Raw genomic sequence first — 18,527 nt, forward strand, 5'->3', positions numbered from 1 at the left:
GAACCTTTACACGGGATGTGTGTCTTAAGCGTGGTATAAATGGAATAGTTTATTTCCTTTACCCCTATTAATACCGCTCCCTCCTATTATTAAGGAGGAATCCACTCTCATGTCTGATTTAACCCAGCCTTTCGAAATTTCTACTTCGCATCTGACTTCTATTCTTCATCAATTGCTTGGTAACGAAAAGTTGTCATTATCCAACTGGTCGTATTACGAACTTAAATATAATGTGTTCAGTGCCAATTCTGGTGGAATATATCGTTTTAGTGGAACTGCTATCTTGGAAAATGATATTGAAAAGCCTTGGTCCCTAATATTAAAGATAATTCGAAAACCAATAATTGATGCTCAGGATCCAATATTGAAACCAGGATTTGAAGATCCTGTGGATTGGAGCTATTGGAGAAGAGAGTTTCTCTTCTACACCTCAAATTATATACATTTTTTTAGTAATCATTATGATCTGGAGATTCCCAAATGTTTTGATGCTGTAGAAAAAGATAATGATACAATTTGGATATGGCTGGAAGATCTGAGTGATATTGCGGGGCCGGAATGGCCACTTTCTCGGTTTGAACTTGCAGCTCAACATCTTGGTTCCTTCCAAGGAAGAATGATGAAAGAAAAACAAATTTATTCAGAGCCATGGTTTACTCATAGATGGTTAAGATCAAGAGTATTGGAAAATACTGCAGGAATGCCTATTATTTTTGATGATAAAGTTTGGAAGTCGGATTTAGTTCTTGAGACGGTACCGACACAAATTAAAGACTCGGCGCGGTTAATATGGGAAAATCGAGAGAAATTATTGTTCATCTTAGATGGAATCCCCAAAACCGTTTGTCATTATGATGTATGGCCACCGAACCTGTTTGCACGCTCAGATCCAAAAGGAAGAGAACAAACGATAATCATTGATTGGTCGAGTGTAGGATGGGGAGCTCCCGGTGAAGATATCGGGAATTTAATTCCTGATTCGATTTTTAGCCCAAATCAAATACATGTAAGTGATTTGGTACAATTTGAACAGATAGTTATTGCAGGTTATCTACGTGGCCTACACGAGTCTGGTTGGGAAGGAGACATTTATTCAGTTGTTTCAGCGTATTCGATTACTACCGTTCTTGCATGGGGATTACCTTTGCTAAAGTGGATACTTGAAATCTCTTCGGATAAAGAAAAATACGAAGAAATAGCAAGAAGTTGGGAGCAGCCCATACATGAAATTATTTCTCAACGTGTTATTGTGATTAAACATTTTTTAGAAAATGGAATTCAGGTTCTCAATTCAAAATAATACTTTCTATGGCTGGATGCGACGCTATCGACATGAATCGGCAGCATCGTAACGGACAGCCATGATTATTTCTTCAACGTGAAATGAAGTGTGATACAACATTTTACGTGTATCACTGGCGAGAACAAGAATTTTAACATTAAAACCCGGGGTTGCCGCAGATTGATCGGTCAGACTCATATTGGCAACTTACAGATTTGTTCAATTTTGTAACTTCTCAATATAACATCAAAAGTAACAAAATTCTTTATAAAAGTGGGGAATGTATTATGGAGAATTATAGGTTGTTTTCAAATTGGTTAAATCAGATTTTAGAGAAAGACATCCCCAATGGTATAAAAGCATTCAATTTTAACCTGTATGAAGGTTCGGAAGATACATATCATATACAACTAATTGGTTCGGGAAAGAAGGAAAGTATGCAAATACCCTCAAAAGTGCATCTGCGATTGGAATTGGATTTGTAGACGGGGATATTGATATTTTATAATGTGCTTGAATAATAGTTTTTTTGTTGTGGTAATTGTGATGTTGTCGTTAATGTGGGTAATAAGGGACGTTGATAAGAGCGTATGTTCTTGACTGATGATTGTTAAAACTATTGGAAGACGAGGCTTTAACTATTACTAGACCAAAGGCTCTGTTTTCTTTGAAAACGAAGGACGGAACAACCATTGTATATCCTGGAAATTAAGAGTAAAGAAGGATACGAATGACTGAAATTTAGGAATTACGATACTTCAATTGGCAATGAAATGTAAGTAGAATAATACGGGATCAAAAAAGCAACATCTGATTATTCGTACGCGGGAACATTAGTTATGTTATATCGAGAAAAAGGAGAAATGTAGCATGGGAGTGTCTGTTTATTACACGTGTATGAGGAATAATAACCTTACCGACAGTGAGGAGCAAGAGATTACGGCCATCATTGATAAATACAATGCGGGTTTTGAAATGAAGGATATTGGCGAAACATTTTGTGTTTATGACTATGATCAGGATGAACCAACCGTGATCTTTGCAGGTTCAACAAAGCTACCCATATCAGATGATTTTGAAGATACCTTGCAAGCGCTGTTTTATTGGTTGGCTTGTTTGACGGATATTAGAAGAAGTATTTCTAATGGAGATTGGCATGTGCATCTTGATGATACGGATGCTATCTGGGATGAGGAAACGGGTTGGCAAATGCCTGAAGATTAGTAATCTAAGAGGGGGAGAGATTCCCCTCTTTACTGTTTCTCCAGCTGTCGTTACTGTATTAACGGAGTACAGGAGCATAAAAAATTCATGACGGCAGCCGACCAGAATGATCGGCTGCCGTTACTCAACTAACAGGCAGTTTTAAGGAATAATCTACGTGAATATGGTTAGCCGCTTGAAGTAACGGGCGGTTTAGCTTAAAAAATTGGAAATAATTAAATGACTTGACATTGGAGGTTACTCCAATGTTATTTTGAATTCATGAAAAACTTTTATTCTATACAAGAGGTTTCGCGGATACTTGGGATACCGAAGGATACGCTTCGGTACTATGACCGGATTGGAATCGTATCGCCGTCCCGGGATGACAATCGATACCGTAAGTATTCTAAGAACGACCTGATCGACTTGATGAATATTCAAATCATGCAGTATGCGGAGTTTTCTCTTGACGAAATCAAGGGGAAGTTTGGGTTCCACAGGATGGAGAATGTAGACCCTGAGTATTGTCAGGAGGTTGCTGCGTTCCTCGAAACCAAGAATGCAGAAATGCGCAAGAAAATCGCCCATCTGGAAAAGGTCAGTCAGTTGCTCGATGTAGCAGCCGAAACGCTAAGGGACTTTAATCAGGAAAGCGACCAGCGGCTGGCAGAGATCGTTCGCGGGATTTACCAGGCTATTCGAAAGAAGGAACCGGGAATATCCGAGGAGGGATGTCATGGGCATCAAGATTAGGAATTTTTATTACCTGATTGCAGGCATTCTTGCAATACTTTTTGCAGTTACGCATGCATGGAACGGGCAATCTTCTGTGCTGCCGACGCTCCACGTAAGTGCGATAGCCATGGAAACAAGGACAGTATTCCTGTATGTCTGGCACATCATTACGGCGGAAAATCTGGTCTTCGGCATCGCGTTCATTTGCATGTCATTTCAAAACGAGCGTTTGAAGATTCGGTTTGCCGCATGGACGATCGTATCGCTTCTAATCGTCCGATTAATAGTCATTCTTGGTGTAACGGCGGTTCAAGACGTTTCTGCACTTCCAGATACGTTACTCGATTCGATTGCCATCGTAATCTATGTCGCCTTCATCATATTGGGCATAAGAATGAAGCAAAAAGAGTTCGGAGGTCAGTCGCCACAGTCCAGTTAGGGATGAATAAAATAGGTCTTGTTTCTAGGAGGTAGGACATGGATTACATTTCACCGAAGGAAGCGGCGCTAAAGGTGAAACGGTGGCCTAAAGCTACCATAGCGGCGGGTTGTCGTCATAGCGTCGGGCTTAAAGCGGACGGCACGGTGACAGCTGTGGGCGATAATAAATATGGTCAATGTGATGTAAGCGGCTGGCGCGATATTGTGGCGGTTGCGGCTGGTAATGTTCATATGGCGACGAACACGGGTAATGCTCATACAATCGGTCTTACATCAGACGGCATGGTGGTTGCTGTGGGTTGGAATAAGCATGGACAATGCAATGTAAACGACTGGCGCGATATTGTAGCGGTTGCGGCGGGGTGGCGGCGAACCGTCGGGCTTAAATCGGATGGGACAGTGGTTGCTGCGGGTCGAAACAATGAAGGACAATGTAATGTAAACGGCTGGTTTGATATGGTCGCGGTTGCTGCGGGTGACTGGCATACCGTCGGGCTTAAATCGGACGGTACAGTGACGATTGTGGGTAATAATCGATATGGCCAATGCAATGTGAGCGGCTGGCACGATATTGTGACGGCAGCGGCGGGTTACCTTCATACCGTTGGGCTTAAAACGGACGGTACGGTGGCGGCTGTGGGTTTGAATAAGCATGACCAATGCGATGTAAGCGGCTGGAGCGGTATTGTGGCGATAGCGGCGGGTAGTTATCATACCATCGGCCTTAAATCGGACGGTACGGTGGCGGCTGTGGGTATGAATGAACATGGCCAATGCAATGTAAGCGGCTGGCGCGATATTGTGGCGGTTGCGGCGGGTTGCGTTCATACTCTCGGTCTTAAATCGGACGGCACGGTGGTTGCTGCGGGTGACAATGAATATGGCCAATGCGATGTAAGCGGCTGGAGCGGCATCCAACTGCCCGGCAAGCGAAAAAACAGGCTAAATCGTTGAGGGGACTATGGGTATGCGACATTGAATAAGCTGGTTGAGTAAACTCGGAAAGCGCGTTCGACATGTCTGTCGGACGACAAGAACATAGTCCGGTTCCAACTCGAACAAAGGACAATAAATTTTATTCTTGAAATTGGAATATTTATTAAGTATGCTTGAGTGGTAATAACTGGTTAAGTGATTTTCTGCTAGTATTCTGCTAAGGGAGATATGCAATGAATCATGTAATTTCAATTGTAAAAGATTTTACACTCGAAATTCCCGTAAAAGACATTGCACAATCTGCGGAATGGTACGAGAAATACTTAGGATTTGAATTAGTTCCCCCAGTAAAGGGAATAGCGGAACTAAAGTCGGCTTCAGGATTCAGAATATGTCTTTTCCGCCCCGATCAAACTGATGAAGAAAGTTACTGGTATGTCAAAGATGCTGACAATTATAGGGTACGCGCATGTATTAGGGTTTCAGAAATTGAGCAGCTTCATAAAAGCTTAATGGAGTCAGGTGTCAAAGTAAGTGACATCGAAGGTGGAACTGGATGCGGATTGACTTTTCAGTTTCATGATGTAAACGGAAATAAGCTTATTGCTTGGAGCGGTTACACCAAAGAACATGATTGGTATTACGAGTAAAATCACTGTGTTAACGAAGATGGAGTTTGCAGCCGCAGCTCCTCTTTTCTTTGCTCACCTATAATGGTGGAGGGGATACTGCCGAGCCTTTTGTTCGCTTAAGTAACGCACAGTTAACTTCAGAAGAGTGTATGAAAGTGGTAAGTTTGAATAGGGTGATGAGCAGATGTTAGATTTTGATATAGAGGTAGTCGGGGGTATAGTGATTGCCAGTATCATAATTATTCTGGGCTTCTTGGGCGCTAGGTATGGAAATAATAAACATTATGAAGCGAAGCTCACATTTGACCAAATGAAAGACTATTTTTTGAAAAAGCATGATTGTAAAGATTGTAATACGAAATTAAAGAGGATTACAAAGAAAGAATATTTAGGTGAGGGTTGGACAAGAATGATGGGAAATTTCTCCTATAGCAAAAAGTACAGAGTAACTTATTATTTGAAGTGTCCGGTTTGTAATCGACTTTATACTTCAGAAGATTATTAAAATGCAAGGTATTCGAACGAGATTGTTTTCTTGATCTCATCGAATATTTCCTGTGAAACAAATGACGGGTAACGATAGTTGAATAAAATCAAAGTAATTGGATTAAAAAAAGATCGTCTTCCTAAACCGGAGACGATCTTTTTTTGTCTTATTTTTCTGATGGAGCTGTGACATCCCAGTCTTTTTTGTAAACGATGCGCTCGCCTACTTTGACTTCAAGCGTTAAAGGGTTGATTCCCGGCTTGAGAGGGGTATCTAGCTTAACATCGTAAACGCCGACATTGTAATTCAAATTGTATAGATGGTTAACTTTTGCCGTCTGAACGTTCACCGGATCCTTGTCATCGTTGTCTCGACGTTTTACTACGATGCTTAACTCTGGTGAGATTGTGCCGGGTTGCAAATACGAATTTTCATAAAGAAGTCCGGAGAGATGGAGTTCTTTGCCTTCGGCTGTTGAAGGTAAGTTAAATCCGGAGATTTCATATTCACGGGAGCTTAGCACAACATTATTATCCCCGTAAACCACTTTATCATAGTAAGCCGTTGAGGCGCCGAAGAGCTGCTGCACTTCCGATAAGCCGATGAGCGGCGGGAGCTTCGCTTCGGCTGCCGCAGCCGGCGCGGCTGAGAGGGTTACGGGATTCGCAAAGATTCCGTTCCAGAACGTCTTGGCGGTTTTCTCGCCGGATTTGATTTGAAACGTATAACCCGCTTTGTTCGTCAACGTCCACCAGCCGTTTGGATCAGGACCGGTCAGTTCATAATGATACTGCTTCGCCAAGAAGTCGGCGGATAAATGAGGCACTCCTTTCAGCAATTTTCCAATCGTTTCGGAGCCAAACGTAAAAATGCCCGCATCATTTTGATAAAAAGCGCCTTGATACAACGTGGTAGACCGGATCTGCACGTCATCCTCCCGGTCTTTCAATACAATGTTATCTTGATAGCCGTCGAGTTTGACCCAGCCTTGACCGACGAAAGAATTGATTTTGTACCAGCGCATTCCATCAGGAGCGGTCCATGAGGCCAGAGGATGAAGGGTTTGAGGCCCGATTTGGCCGTTTTTCAGCGAAATGCTGCTATTCGGGAAACGCATAATGCCGGTCATGTAGCTACGAAGTGTGATCGATTTCGTATCCTTCGTCGCCCCTTCAGGTTCAGCATATGACGGGCTAAACCAGCCTTCGGCTTGATCGTTCCGAACATGATACCATTCTTCATGTGTCAAATATCCGTCGTCATTAACGGTCGTTTCGATGACATTTAAATTACCGGGAGGAAGCTCGGCAACCAATTCGGAATAGGCATTCGGATATTTAAATAACGGTGATGATTCCGTACGTATAAGTGTTTGCGGATTAGCTTGAATCGTCATGCCCGGTCCAAACGACCATTTGGGCCCTTGTTCCGTTTCAAATTGAAAAGAGCTTCCGAGCAGGGACCGGTATTCCGCCGATTGTTGAACGAAAACGTTCGAGAGCAGTCCTTCGTTTTGACCCGTGATGAGATGCATAAACGGTGAATTGTGATAATAAACACTAGGATAATAAACCTTGCGATCCAGCGGCTGTAAGGCGCCTATTTCGTCTAAGTGCAAGTGAACCCATTGATCGCCAAGCCAGGTCGTGCGGATTTTGAGCCAGCGCTTGGGATTATAATCGGACTCCGCTTGCCGAAACCAGTTCTTCTCCGCGTCCACGACCGTCACTTCCTGAGGGGAGAGCGCCGCCGTAGACCCTCCGGCTTCCGACGCCTGCGCATACAAAGGCGTTTCCGACATCAATCGGATGGTGGGTGGAGGTGACACTTCGATTTGCCAAGGGGCGGTTTTGATCCAGCGGTCACCGTAATCGGTATGTATTTTCCACCAGTTACCGGACGTTGCCCAATTGACTTCCGCTTCGACAACTTCAACCGTTTGCGGAGCGAAAGATCCTTCCGCTTCATTCTTGAGCGCATTTGGAATGACGTAATAGGGCATGTTTTCAAGGAAGGTGAGCTTCTTCGGAATAAAATAGCCGTCAGCCGGCTCCGTTGGCGTATCCGCGTACTCGTAGGTGTTACCGGTGGAGGTGAGCAAGGCGATCTGGATCGCAGCGCCGGTTATAGCGAGTAACAAAACTTTTTTCCACATGGGGTGATCTCCTTTCAAGATGAAAATTTCAATCGTATAATATATTCTACCAGGAAATGGGTTAGAAGTTGTGATAAAGATTCGATTTATCAGGGGAGTTAGTGTGCTAGGTTGAAAACGAGGAAAAAACAAAATATCCGCAGTCGTTATGCTCCACTGCGGGTCCGTATGTCGATCTAAGGTTTCAAGAAAGAACGCCTTAAACGAAGTAGGATGGAAGACGAGCCAAGATCTAGAGGACATCGACGGATTACGCTACAATGATGTGCAAAATTTGACTCCCGATTAGTCCCGGCCCGCCTCGTAAAGCTTCTTAGCCACCATGGCCGGTCTTCTGCGCGTATCTGTAAAGTGGTCCCCGTCGCCGACGATCAGGCGGAACAGGCCGAGCCGAGTGGACATATGCGGATTCCAGCCGAACCCCTCTCCTTGCGGCAATACGTTGTCTTGGTAGAAATAGACATAGCTTTTGGGCGTAGGCAGCGTAAAGAACGTTTTAAGATCCAGCTTCTCGAAAAGCGGTTTCGCCGGTTCCGGACTGACACTTGTATAAAATTGTTTAGCTTCCTCCAGGGTTGCCGTATTGACGAACAAATCCCGAAACAGCGGAAACGGAAGCATGATTGTATCGTCCTTCGATTCGGCTCTAAGCTGCTCGAAGCCTTGCCTCGTTTGTGGCGGTAACTCGTCGGCAACCGACTCGCCGTCTTTCAGCACGAATGCATCCCAGAAAACAAGGCGCTTGATGCGGTCCGGTACCTGTTCGGCAACCTTCTGGATGACTGATCCGCCGAAGCTGTGCCCAACGAGAACGATGTCGCGCAGGTTCAGCCTCGTTATAAAGTCGACGACGGACTTCGTGATCATCGCATGCGTGACATTTTTGTTCGGATCTGAGCCGTGACCTGCGTACTCCGGCGTATAAACGGTATGCCCTTGACTGCGCAGCACCGCAGCTACGCCGTCCCAGAAGCGCGCGTCGGCCCAAGAGCCATGCACAAGCACGAATGTAAGCCTCTGCTGCTTAGGCGGACGGTAACTTTCGTCCGATTCGATGGCGCCACGCCCCCAGAGCCATCCGGCATCGGTATAAGGCGAATAATAATACCCGCGGGGAGTAAATTTGTAATCGGAATATGGGAAATGATGATTTTCCGGGCGATAAGGAAACATGTTAAAACATCCTCTCAAAATGACATGTATCAGCTTATGCCCATTGCGTTTGAGAGGTACCCGTTTAAGATCCTCCGGCAAAAATGCTTTCCCTCACGAACATTCGATTAGCCTTATGAGAATGGATCGTTTAATCCGAAAAATCGCCCAGTAAATAAGATGCACGATCATCATCTCGTTCATGAAAATCGTCGCAGGTTTGTTCGTTCCAATTATCGTTGCGCTTTTGCTAAACGAAGTGAGGAAGGAAAGCTTTATCGAATCGGTTTGGTGGAGACGCAATATGGCGTAACTACGGCAGCCGGGTTGTTCAAATCCGTCGTGTCATGCATCTTCGTCATCGCGGCTTACGTAATGGCTTACCGTTTCGCCAACTATAGAATTTTCTAGAGGGAGCAACAATCCTATGGTAGAACGCTACTCCCGCGGCAGAGTCGCTTTTGTCGTATTAAACTATGTCTTTTTGACTTTGATGGCTGCGATTTGCTTAATGCCGTTAATTCACGTGCTGGCCGTATCATTCAGTTCAAGTGAGGCCGCGGCAGCCGGATATGTCAAATTGTGGCCCGTTCAGTTCACGATCAGAAGCTATGATTTCGTAAGCGGCAAAAAAGAATTTCTCGATGCGCTGTTTATCACGTTGAAGCGGGTCGGCATCGGCGTGCCGCTTAACATGCTGCTTACCGTCCTTGTCGCTTATCCGTTATCCAAGGAAACGTCATCATTCCGTTCCAGAACGCTATACGCATGGCTTTTCGTTTTTACGATATTGTTCAGCGGCGGACTGATCCCTCTATATATGGTGGTAAAAGACACGATGATCATGGATTCGATCTGGGCTCTCGTGCTGCCCGGAGCCGTTCCCGTGTTCAACGTTATCCTTATGCTTAATTTTTTTCGCGGGCTGCCGAAGGAATTGGAAGAAGCGGCATTTATAGACGGAGCTGGGCATCTAACTGTACTGTGGAAAATCTACATCCCTCTCTCTATGGCATCGCTGGCAACGGTTACGCTTTTCTCGACCGTCGGCCATTGGAATTCATGGTTCGACGGCTTGATCTTCATGAACTCGCCCACGCAATATCCTTTGCAGAGCTATCTTCAGACGGTCGTGATCGGGCAAGATTTCAGTTTGTTCTCGGTCAAGAGCATGGAGCGATACTCGGAAATAAACGATCAAACGGCTAAGTCGGCCCAGATCTTTTTGGGCGCGCTTCCGATTTTACTGCTATATCCGTTCCTGCAGCGTTTCTTCATCAAAGGGATCGTACTGTGCAGCGTCAAAGAGTGACGCAGGGCAGAGCTTCGGATACTGTTCGATCAGCTGATATGGGATACAGGAGTTGGGATTAACCGTTGAACGGGGCGAGTTATTTTGTCGGTTGCGTCGTTAGAGACGGATGTTCGCTTGCTGTCCGGATCCGGCAGCTATATATTTACATATGAGAGAGAGTAAGCAACTAAAGGGAAATTTGAAACGGCCAGATTAAGGTCGAGGAAGGGGTTCATTTTAGTGACGATCGTCGGCAGTGTTCGCGAGATGTTCCGGTACCCGGTCAAATCGTTTGCGGGGGAACGGCTTGAATCGGCATGCAGCATTGAACCATACGGGCTATTTGGCGACCGCCTTCATGCTTTCATAGATGAGACTAAGGAAGGCTGGAACAGCTTTATTACCGCGAGAGGAATCCCCGCGATGCTGAACTACCGAGCGATCATCGAGGAGAAAAGCGTCGAAGACGGAGAACCGCGCGTTATCGTGACGGCTCCGGACGGGAAGGAATATCATTGGGACGAAGAACTTCTTCAAGAAATACAACGATTCGCCCGTATGAAAATAAGCATGAAGAGCTATAGGACTGAAAGCGGAGAAGGAACCGGAGTTGACGACAGCCATATTCTGATCGTAACGAACCGTTCGCTTCTCAAGCTCGAAGCGTTATGGGGGAAGAAGCTGGATCCGCGCCGATTCAGAGCGAATCTAATCGTCTCGCTAAACGATGAAGAGATGGGTGAGGCCCAGTGGATCGGCAAGCGATTAAGTATAGGCAGCGCAGAGCTGCTGATCGATAAAGGCTGCGAGCGCTGCTCGATGATCACCTTGCATCCGGATTCGCTGGAACGGGATTCTTCATTGCTGAAAATCGTCAACGATAAGTTGAATCTAACCTTCGGTGTGTATGCTTCCGTCGTAAGAACGGGTGTAATAGCGATTGGCGACGAGGTTCGGTTGACGAATCCGTAAGGGATAGAACAAAAGGTATAGTAAATCTCATAAACCGAGGCAAAGGAATCCGTTCCTGTGCCTCGTCTCGTTATGTGGCGGACGACAAGAACATATCCGATTCAAACTTACATGTACATGCAATCATTTAGAAGCGGAAAATTTCTCGCTTCGCGGGAGTTGACCTGGAGTCGCCTCCAGCAAGTAGAATGAGGAATGAAAGGAGGCTGCACTCATTGTACACGATCGGTCAAGTCGTAGAGCTGACGGGGTTCGGACACGATACGCTCAGGTATTACGAGAAAATCGGGCTGCTCAAGCCGCAGCGCAAACGGTCGGGAGGCGCGCGCGTTTTTAGCGACGAAGATCTCCGACTGCTGTCCGGACTAAAATGTTTGAAACGGTTGGGATTGTCCTTGGAAGAGATCAAGTCATTCACGAGTACGAACCGCTGCGTGACCGAACTATCGTTGATGCTCGAAGGTGACAAAGCCGTTCTCCGGGATCGAATCGGCCTGCTGACGGACCACTTGGCCCGTATGGAGGCGCAGCGCCGCGAACTCGACGAGCTGATCGATCGGACGAAAAACAACATTCGCCTGTACAACGAGCTGTTGGACGGGACGTCGTAAACGATACGTAAGTTCCGGCGTTCGAGCCTCCAAAAACATGCAGAGGAGATGCGAGCGTGAACATTGCAATGATCGGGTCAGGACACATCGGGGGTACGTTGGGGAGTACATGGGCGACAAAAGGTCACCGGGTGACGTTCGGCTCACGGGATCCGAGAAGCGAACGGATGCGCGCGCTGCTCGAGTCGATCGGCCCGAACGCCGCGGCGACTTCCATCAAGGAAGCGGCTGCGTTCGGCGAAATCATCGTATTGGCCGTTCCCGGCACGGAAATCGAACGAGTGCTGGAGGAGGCGGGAGACCTGCGGCGGAAAATCGTCGTTAATGCGACGATGCTGTTCGACGGGCGATCGGCTGACGCGGAAGTGCGGAGGCTCGCGAATGGCGCACGCGTCGTGCGGGCGTTCCATACATCGACGTGGGAGGCGCTCGCGACACCGAGGTTCGGCGGGGCGAACGCCACGCTCTTCATGAGCGGCGAGGACGAAGAAGCCAAGCAAACCGTCTTTCGGCTGGGTGCAGAAGCGGGATTCGACATGGTGGACACGGGCGGAACGGAAGCGATGGCCGAAATCGAAAAGGGGCTTTTTTCGTTCTGGACCGCGCTCTCGCCTCAGTTCGGCCGCGACTATGCAATCCGGGTTCTGCGTAGGGAAGAATCGCAGCCGTTGTAAACCGGGCCACACGACAAAACGGACAGCCGCACTCGTCTTCATGCGGTTGTCCGTTTTTGTTGGGGCGAAACACCGCCAGACCGCCAAATTGGCCGCCTTTAGTTTAACAGTCATTCTTCGGATTTATTCGTTTCGAAGTGATTCGACATATCCTTAATCAGCACCGATAATCGAAAAATGCCAGTTTCCAAATCCTCCAATGAAGCAAAAGCATAGGAAATCCGAATATGCCGATTGTTCTCTCCCTCGTAAAGATGCCCTGGGTTCAGCAGGATCCCGGCTTTTAGAGCTGCCGCAAACAAGGCCTTTAAGGGCAGTTCGCGTTTCAAGCGGACCCAGATATAAAACCCGCCTTTTGGCACCTCCCAATCAGCATAGTCACCCAAAAACTGCTCCAAAGCCTTCACGGCAATCGTTCTGCGATGTCGCAGCTGTTGCCTTAAGTTCTCCATATGCTGCTGGTACAGGCCGCTCGAAAGCCATTTCTCGACAACTGCTTGAGAGAGGGAGCTTGCGCCGTAATCCGTTTGCATCTTGATGTCCGCCAGCCTGTCTACAACGGGCTCCGGACCGATGATCCAGCCAATTCGAAGGCCTGGACTGACTGTTTTGGACAAACTGCCCAGATACAGCACAATTCCAGAGGAGTCCGCCGCTTTCAAAGGCAATGGAGAAGGTTCATCGATCCACAGGTCTCTGTATACATCATCCTCGATCAAAGGCAAGCCTTCATAGTGGCATACCTGCATCAACTGCTCTCGTCTTTCCCGAGACATAACCGTTCCCGTTGGATTATGAAAGGAAGGGATCGTGTAGAGCAGAGCGCCGTTGTACTGTTTTCTGTACTTGGGGATCAGAGCGGCTTGGATACCGTGCCGATCCATTGGAATACCGGTCAGCTTCATCCCCGCTGAATGAAAGATAGGAATGGAGTACAGGTAAGACGGCTTCTCCAGAAAAATTGTCGATCCCCGGTGGAGCAAGCCGATAGAAATGAGATGCAGTGCCTGCAGAGCTCCGGAGACGATAAGGATCGACGAAGGAGCGGCACGAATGCCGTATGTTTCAACATGCTGAGAGATGAACTGCCTTAGACTCGCACTGCCTTTGGGTTCGGCGTAACCCAGCGGCATGGTCTCGCTTGACAATGCTTGCAGCACAGTCCTCATTGCTTCCTGAGGAAGCAGCTCAGGCGCAAGCTCCCCTGTTCCAAGCCGTATGACATCCGGACGAAATTCTGCCCGATTGATCTCTTGAACGGTCGGTATATTAGAGGATTGAACCCCTGAATTTACATAGGAGATCCAGTCCGGCGGAGGAGGAGAACCGGGGTGGTCACATAAGCCGGTTACTACCGTTCCTCCACCGCGATTCCCATGCAATAAGCCGTCTGCGGTTAATTCATCGAGTGCCATGACGATTGTGCTGCGATTAACGCCAAATTCATCCGCTAACCACCGTTGCGAAGGAATTTTTGTACCTACTGGCCAATCTCCGCATGTAATTTTATTTCTAATATGACGGCTAATCTGATAATGGAGTGGAATATCCGATTCACGGTCCGGTTTCCAACCAACTAGCAAGGTCACGCATGTACCTCCTTGTTACGGATGTCTCCCAATAGTATACGACTTGGTTGGTTCGTTATCCATCCAAATGGATGGAGTCAAACCGTTCCTCCTACATTACAATAATGCAAAATCACATCAAGAGAGCTGGAGGATATTTTATGATTGAAGCGTTAATTCACGGATTTTTACTAGCGGGGGGATTAATTCTGCCTCTAGGCGCACAAAATGTGTTTATTTTTAACCAAGGAGCCAACCAGCCGAATTTTATCAAAGCTTTGCCATCCATAGTCACTGCTGCATTATGCGATACATTGCTGGTCATATTTGCTGTATTAGGCATATCAGCAGCCGTACTGACATTTACATGGCTTAAAATGATTTTACTGGGAGTTGGCATCGTGTTTCTTCTTTATATGGGGTGGACGACATGGAACAGCCATTCATCCGGCGACTCCGCTTCAAGCCCACCCATCTTGGGAGTGCGTAAACAGGTACTATTTGCTTTGTCATTATCATTGTTGAACCCGCATGCCATTATGGATACAGTCATCGTGATCGGAATGAATTCGCTCCAGTATGCTGGCGCAAACCTTATCAGCTTTACTGCAGCGGTGATCACAGTATCTTGGTTATGGTTCTTGGGATTAAGCGCAGCGGGGAATCTGATGAAAAAAGTCGACGAATCCGGAGTCTGGATGAGGCGTTTGAATAAAGCTTCCGCAGTGATTATTTGGGGAATCGCCATCTATATGATCGTGCAACTGACTTCATGAATAACTGCATAAGCCATGCCCGAGCAACTAAGTGCCAGTTCTCGGCAATTACAAAAGAAGGTAAATAGATCATCGATATTGAATATTATTTAGAACCATATATAAAGTCCCTTAGAACGGGGCCATTCAGGTTGGCTAGAGATCTTCGATCCATCATAGGGGATATACTTAAAGATCAGTCACGTTAAGGTTTGAACTACCTGGAAATAACGAGTAACGTACTCCGAAAAATGACGACACGAAACTAGGCGCAGCTTATATGTTTTTTATATAGCCGCGTTTTCTTTGTTTTATCTGATCTATATTGATCCGGAAACAGGTGAAGGGGACGCGGTCGTGCTCGACGGGATGCTTTTTTCGCTCTGAATAAGGTGCCGTACCGATTCTTCCTGGAGTAAAGGAGATGGGTTTCTGTGAAAACGACGAGCGTATTTTTTCCTTCATCGGTGCTTCAGACGATCTGGCGCAACTGCGAAAGCGATCCGGATATGTTGGAAGTAAGACGGCGATATGTAGAATTTGCGGCGTACTGGCGCAGGCTGCCGGATGACACGCTGTGGCGGTTCATGTTCGGTCCGACGATCCGCCGTTCATGGATGGTATGGTCGAGCGGCTTCTGTCCATCGTGCCGCAACGACGTACCGATGTACAATTGGGTAATGGACGCTGTCCGTCATCCATGGAAAACGGCTTGTCCGCACTGTAAGGAACAATTTCCGAAAAACGATTTTTACCGCTACTATACCTCAGGGCTCGACCGGCAGGGCATATTCGACGTCGACCGTGCCGATCGCTCGCTGCTGTACAATATAGAGCATCCCGATCCGGACGACCCGCTTCACCTGTTCGGCGTCGACGACGGCGAAGGATATGTCGATGAGGCGACGGGGAACAGGTGGCGGTTTATCGGCTCATATCTGATATACGGCCAGTGGAAGCAGCTCGTCATCGACGGCATCGTCAAGCTGGCTTCCGCGTACACGGTGACCGGCGATCGAACCTATGCGCGCAAGGCGGCGATTCTTCTTGATCGCGTTGCCGATGTTTATCCGACGTTCGATTTTGGAAAGCAGGGCGTCATGTATGAAGGACCCGCATATCGGGGTTACGTATCGACATGGCACGACGCCTGCCAGGAAACGCAGGACATCGCGCTTGCGTACGATCAGATCGTCGAAGCTGTCCGGGACGACGTGGAGCTTATAAGGTTTCTGAGTGTGAAAGCAGCCGATGCCGGACTTGCGAATAAAAAAGATTCGTTTGCACAAATTCAGCAAAACATTGAAAACGGCATCCTTCGCGACGCGCTTGCAAACCGGGATAAAGTGTTCAGCAATTATCCGCGTACGGAAGTTTGTCTCTCGCTCATCGAGGCAATCATCGGCTGGCCCGAAAATAAGCCGCACATCATACAATCATTCGGAGAAATCGTCAAGCAGTCGACGGCGATAGACGGCGTGACCGGCGAGAAAGGACTTGCGAGCTACTCTGCGGGCGTCATTCAGACGTTTGCAGCTTTCCTGTCGTGGTACGATCGGCTTGATCCGTCTTTTCTGAGCACTGCGCTTCAGAAGCACCCGCAGCTGAAGCAAACGTTCCGATTCTTTCTCGACGTCTGGTGCTTGGGCGGCCGGTATTATCCGCATGTCGGCGATACGGGTGAATTTGCCAAGCCGAATAGCGCTTATGTAGGCGCAGCGATGCAAACGGAATACAGCCTCGCTCCGTCGATGTTCACCTTCTTCTGGAGGCTGTATCGGCTTACTGGCGATGTAGATTACGTCAGACTGATCGCCCGGTGCGCCGAAGATGCTCCAGATAAGCTGCCGTTCGATTTGACTGCGCCGGATGCGGGACGTATTCGCCTTGAAATCGGCCGCATTCTTGAAGAGCATGGAACCGGGATGAAACAGTCCAGCATCAATAAGGAACAATGGCACCTCGCCATTCTACGGTCAGGAATGAAGGACGACGAACGTGCGTTATGGATGCAGTACGACTCCGGTGGAGCGCACGGCCATCATAACGGGCTGACTATCGGCTTATTCGCCAAAGGGCTTGATCTGCTTCCCGACTTCGGTTATCCGCCGGTTCATTACGGCAAAGGCTGGGAAGATCCGAAGGCGGTCTGGTATCGGATGTCGGCTGCGCACAACACCGTCGTCATCGACGGGAAAAACGACCGCTTCGGCGGAGCGGGCAAAACATCGTTGTGGCTCGACGCCGCCTGCTGCAAGGCGATAGGCGTCAGAGGTGAGGATCTGACGGAAAACACAAGCCGGTACGACCGGACGGTCGCGCTGATCGACATCTCGGAGAGCGACTGCTACGTCTTCGATTCGTTCCGGGTAGCCGGCGGGAGCGATCATGCCAAGTTCGTATACGCTCAAGCCGGCGAGATATCGACGGACGGCTTGACTCTGACGCCGGATGCGGATTACGGCTTCGACGCACTGCTGCGCGAGTTCCGGACCGATCGCGCTGCGGCTCCAGGATGGAACGCGGACTGGAAGATCGAGGATATGCACGGCGTCCTGCCGGTAGGAGGAGCTGACGTTCATCTGCGATATACCGATTTGACGACCGGCGCATCGGCTAGTACGGCGGAAGCGTGGCTCAACGCGGGAGGCTTTGACAAGAAACGGGAACGCTGGATACCGAATGTCGTCGTACGCAAACGTAGCGATGGACAGTGTTTGACGTCGCACTTTTTATCCGTCCTCGAACCATACGCCGGCTCATCCGGTTTGCGTTCCATCCGAAGATTGCAGCTGATAGCAGCTGACGGAATTGCGGCTAATGACACCGACGCCGCTGTGGCGATCGCTCTCGCCGACGGCAGGAATGATTTCATCATTTCGCTGGAGGCAGGCATGGTAAGAGATGGAGGGGACGAAACGCCCTCTGCGTTCGTTCATGTTAACGGCGAGGTCATCTTCTTCGGCGGCGAACTATGTTTCATCCGCCTGGATGCGGAAGGAATCGAACGCATTGTGCTGGGCAATGCGAAGCAGTTGCGGATCGGCGATCGATGCGAGGTGGTTTGTTTCGCTCCTCAAGTCGAAATCGCACGGGTCGACGGGGTATTGCGTGTTGTTCTAGGAGAAGCAATTATAGAGATGAAGTAAAATTAACCGAAGCATAGGTGGGCACTATACAGTTCAACGATTGGACAAAAGGGTGGTGCAGGCACTTTCCAAAGAAGCTATAGTCTTTATGGCAGAAAGATCATCCGAACCCACGCTTTTTGGTCGTTTCATTTCTATACAACGATCGGAGAAAATGCAGCAGCATCCACAGATTATGATGAAGCGCAAGTTTGGCGTTCCCTTGATGTTTCGGGGATTGGAGATAAGGTACGCGGTCTTTCTCTAAATCTGAAACAACATATCTATAATCATGTTGAATTGGAAGGATTGGACATTTCAGGTGGAGAGGAACAAAAGCTGGCAATTGTCCGTGCCTATTATAAGGATTCTCCAATCATGATATTGAACGAACCGACGGCCGCAACCAAGGAAAGTACTTCGAGAGTATAGTGATCTGGACCCTTTGTCAAGGACACTTGAAAAAAGCCTAGCATCTAGGCGGTTAACAAAAGATGGT

Annotated in this window: 17 protein-coding genes and 1 pseudogene; 15 read left to right on the forward strand and 3 right to left on the reverse strand. The window is 47.8% G+C overall.

What is annotated here, in order from left to right; all coding sequences use genetic code 11:
* Positions 1–109 precede the first annotated feature (109 nt).
* The 7 genes from DQG23_RS04185 (at position 110) to DQG23_RS04220 (ending at position 5,737) form a co-directional block, all read left to right on the forward strand.
* Complete coding sequence (locus DQG23_RS04185; RefSeq protein WP_113029510.1) at positions 110–1,300, forward strand: phosphotransferase; 1,191 nt, start codon at positions 110–112, stop codon at positions 1,298–1,300.
* An 852-nt stretch (positions 1,301–2,152) separates the two neighbouring features.
* Positions 2,153–2,506, forward strand: a complete 354-nt coding sequence (locus DQG23_RS04195; RefSeq protein WP_113029512.1) for a hypothetical protein — start codon at positions 2,153–2,155, stop codon at positions 2,504–2,506.
* 261 nt (positions 2,507–2,767) lie between these two features.
* Positions 2,768–3,241 carry a MerR family transcriptional regulator gene (locus DQG23_RS04200; RefSeq protein ID WP_113029513.1) on the forward strand — a complete coding sequence of 158 codons (474 nt, stop codon included), beginning with the start codon at positions 2,768–2,770 and terminating at the stop codon, positions 3,239–3,241.
* Positions 3,225–3,662 carry a hypothetical protein gene (locus DQG23_RS04205; RefSeq protein ID WP_192894541.1) on the forward strand — a complete coding sequence of 146 codons (438 nt, stop codon included), beginning with the start codon at positions 3,225–3,227 and terminating at the stop codon, positions 3,660–3,662. Before DQG23_RS04200 ends, DQG23_RS04205 begins: the two co-directional genes overlap by 17 nt.
* 38 nt (positions 3,663–3,700) lie before the next feature.
* Positions 3,701–4,618, forward strand: coding sequence for an RCC1 domain-containing protein (locus DQG23_RS04210; protein ID WP_113029514.1), 918 nt, complete (start codon positions 3,701–3,703; stop codon positions 4,616–4,618).
* Positions 4,619–4,833: 215 nt separating this feature from the next.
* Positions 4,834–5,250 carry a VOC family protein gene (locus tag DQG23_RS04215; protein ID WP_113029515.1) on the forward strand — a complete coding sequence of 139 codons (417 nt, stop codon included), beginning with the start codon at positions 4,834–4,836 and terminating at the stop codon, positions 5,248–5,250.
* 166 nt (positions 5,251–5,416) lie between these two features.
* Positions 5,417–5,737 carry a hypothetical protein gene (locus tag DQG23_RS04220; RefSeq protein ID WP_113029516.1) on the forward strand — a complete coding sequence of 107 codons (321 nt, stop codon included), beginning with the start codon at positions 5,417–5,419 and terminating at the stop codon, positions 5,735–5,737.
* 148 nt (positions 5,738–5,885) lie between these two features.
* Here DQG23_RS04220 and DQG23_RS04225 read toward each other — a convergent pair whose 3' ends face one another.
* Both DQG23_RS04225 and DQG23_RS04230 read right to left on the reverse strand, forming a co-directional pair.
* Positions 5,886–7,874, reverse strand: coding sequence for an SH3 domain-containing protein (locus tag DQG23_RS04225; RefSeq protein ID WP_113029517.1), 1,989 nt, complete (start codon positions 7,872–7,874; stop codon positions 5,886–5,888).
* Positions 7,875–8,159: 285 nt separating this feature from the next.
* Entirely contained in the window at positions 8,160–9,047 is an 888-nt protein-coding gene (locus tag DQG23_RS04230; protein WP_113029518.1) for an alpha/beta fold hydrolase, read from the reverse strand.
* A gap of 252 nt (positions 9,048–9,299) precedes the next feature.
* Between DQG23_RS04230 and DQG23_RS42845 the strand changes: the two are divergent.
* From DQG23_RS42845 to DQG23_RS04255, 5 genes and pseudogenes are all read left to right on the forward strand, one after another.
* Positions 9,300–9,437 (forward strand): annotated as a pseudogene (locus tag DQG23_RS42845) (sugar ABC transporter permease); the annotation flags it as partial.
* Positions 9,438–9,453: 16 nt separating this feature from the next.
* On the forward strand, positions 9,454–10,338 hold the full coding sequence (locus DQG23_RS04240; RefSeq protein WP_113029519.1) for a carbohydrate ABC transporter permease: 885 nt from the start codon (positions 9,454–9,456) through the stop codon (positions 10,336–10,338).
* Between the two features lie 222 nt (positions 10,339–10,560).
* A complete protein-coding gene (locus DQG23_RS04245; RefSeq protein WP_238177730.1) occupies positions 10,561–11,292 on the forward strand; it encodes an MOSC domain-containing protein in 732 nt (243 codons plus the stop codon).
* Between the two features lie 215 nt (positions 11,293–11,507).
* Positions 11,508–11,903 carry a MerR family transcriptional regulator gene (locus DQG23_RS04250; protein WP_158560288.1) on the forward strand — a complete coding sequence of 132 codons (396 nt, stop codon included), beginning with the start codon at positions 11,508–11,510 and terminating at the stop codon, positions 11,901–11,903.
* Between the two features lie 56 nt (positions 11,904–11,959).
* On the forward strand, positions 11,960–12,577 hold the full coding sequence (locus tag DQG23_RS04255; RefSeq protein ID WP_113029521.1) for an NADPH-dependent F420 reductase: 618 nt from the start codon (positions 11,960–11,962) through the stop codon (positions 12,575–12,577).
* 110 nt (positions 12,578–12,687) lie between these two features.
* On the opposite strand, the gene DQG23_RS04260 is transcribed toward DQG23_RS04255, so the two are convergent.
* The gene (locus DQG23_RS04260; protein WP_337589382.1) at positions 12,688–14,166 is read right to left on the reverse strand and encodes an aminotransferase-like domain-containing protein; all 1,479 of its coding nucleotides are present in this window, start codon (positions 14,164–14,166) and stop codon (positions 12,688–12,690) included.
* A 140-nt stretch (positions 14,167–14,306) separates the two neighbouring features.
* Here DQG23_RS04260 and DQG23_RS04265 point away from each other — a divergent pair, with 140 nt between their 5' ends.
* The 3 genes from DQG23_RS04265 to DQG23_RS43570 all read left to right on the forward strand — a co-directional run bounded on the left by DQG23_RS04265 (position 14,307) and on the right by DQG23_RS43570 (position 18,460).
* Positions 14,307–14,921 (forward strand): LysE/ArgO family amino acid transporter, encoded by a 615-nt coding sequence (locus DQG23_RS04265; RefSeq protein WP_113029522.1) that lies wholly within the window; start codon positions 14,307–14,309, stop codon positions 14,919–14,921.
* Positions 14,922–15,334: 413 nt separating this feature from the next.
* Positions 15,335–18,049: a heparinase II/III domain-containing protein gene (locus tag DQG23_RS04270; RefSeq protein WP_113029523.1), complete on the forward strand. Its 2,715-nt coding sequence runs from the start codon at positions 15,335–15,337 to the stop codon at positions 18,047–18,049.
* 249 nt (positions 18,050–18,298) lie between these two features.
* Positions 18,299–18,460: an ATP-binding cassette domain-containing protein gene (locus DQG23_RS43570; protein ID WP_420330200.1), complete on the forward strand. Its 162-nt coding sequence runs from the start codon at positions 18,299–18,301 to the stop codon at positions 18,458–18,460.
* Positions 18,461–18,527 lie beyond the last annotated feature (67 nt).

Origin of the sequence: Paenibacillus contaminans (genome assembly GCF_003285015.1) — a bacterium.
Taxonomy (GTDB): Bacteria; Bacillota; Bacilli; order Paenibacillales; family NBRC-103111; genus Paenibacillus_V; species Paenibacillus_V contaminans.